The 1,135-nt window shown below is 44.3% G+C and carries 1 protein-coding gene and 1 pseudogene; both read right to left on the bottom strand.

Annotation, left to right across the window (positions count from 1 at the left end; genetic code table 11):
- A pseudogene (locus B4F08_RS14025) lies at positions 1-96 on the bottom strand (methyltransferase); the annotation flags it as partial.
- 67 nt (positions 97-163) lie between these two features.
- The coding region (locus tag B4F08_RS14020) for a uracil-xanthine permease family protein (RefSeq protein ID WP_291374871.1) at positions 164-1,135 on the bottom strand (972 nt) is incomplete at its 5' end.

The following is a 1,135-nucleotide window of genomic DNA, read 5'->3' as shown; positions in this document are numbered from 1 at the left end:
TTCTTTTAATAGTTGATCGTGAGGCGCATGGATAAACAGCACGCGTCCTTTGAGTTGATCTTGTTGTCGAATAACGACTTCACTACGTGGATCCATAAAGGAATGCTCCATTGAAAAACACTGCCCAGACAAAGCTGGGCAGTGTTTAAATACGGATTAAATTTTATTTCTTCGTTTCAGGAAGCACAATATTTAATACCAGTGCGGCAATACCACCGGTCGCAACACCTGAACTAAAGATGTTACGGAACAATTCTGGAAGATGTTCCAAAATTTGTGGCACTTGCGCAACACCTAGACCTAGTGCTAATGAGATGGCAATAATCAGCAGCGCACGGCGATCCAAATGAACGCCTGCTAGAATGTTAATCCCTGATGCTGCCACGGCACCGAACATGACCATTACTGCACCACCGAGTACGGCTTGCGGAACAGCTTGAATCACGCCTGCAACGGCTGGCAATAAACCTAAAATCACCAATAGGGCTGCAATCCAAATCCCGACATAACGGCTGGCAACACCAGTTAATTGAATCACGCCATTGTTTTGTGCAAAAACAGAGCTTGGGAAAGTGTTAAAAATACCCGCAAGGAAAGAGTTTGCACCATTAACCAAAACACCGCCTTTAATGCGTTGCATCCAAGTTTCGCCATCGACTGGCTGGTTGGAAAGCTTCGAGGTTGCTGTGATATCACCAATGGCTTCTAAAGAAGTCACGAGGTATATAAAGGCCATTGGAATAAACAGACTCCAAGAGAAGCTGAGTCCAAAGTGCATTGGTGTCGGGACTTGGATTAAAGGAGCATCTTTAAGACCAGAAAAATCCAGATGTCCCATAAAGCCAGCAAGGGCATATCCCGCAACCAAGGCAATCAGGATTGCTGAACTTTTTACCCAAGTAATACGAATACGGTTCAACAAGATAATCAAGCCGAGCACTGTACACGACATAATTAAGTTGTCGGTGTTGGCAAATGTATTGTTCGACATGGCTTGATAGCCACCACCCATGCTGATTAAGCCTTCCTTAATTAAAGTCAGACCAATCAACAGCACCACAATGCCTGTGACCAATGGGGTAATCAGCATTTTGATCCAAGGTAAAATACGTGACACACCCATCTCAATGAATGA

The sequence above is a fragment of the Acinetobacter sp. UBA6720 genome, assembly GCF_002454215.1.
Taxonomy (GTDB): domain Bacteria; phylum Pseudomonadota; class Gammaproteobacteria; order Pseudomonadales; family Moraxellaceae; genus Acinetobacter.
This window is presented reverse-complemented; position numbering and strand designations above follow the sequence as displayed.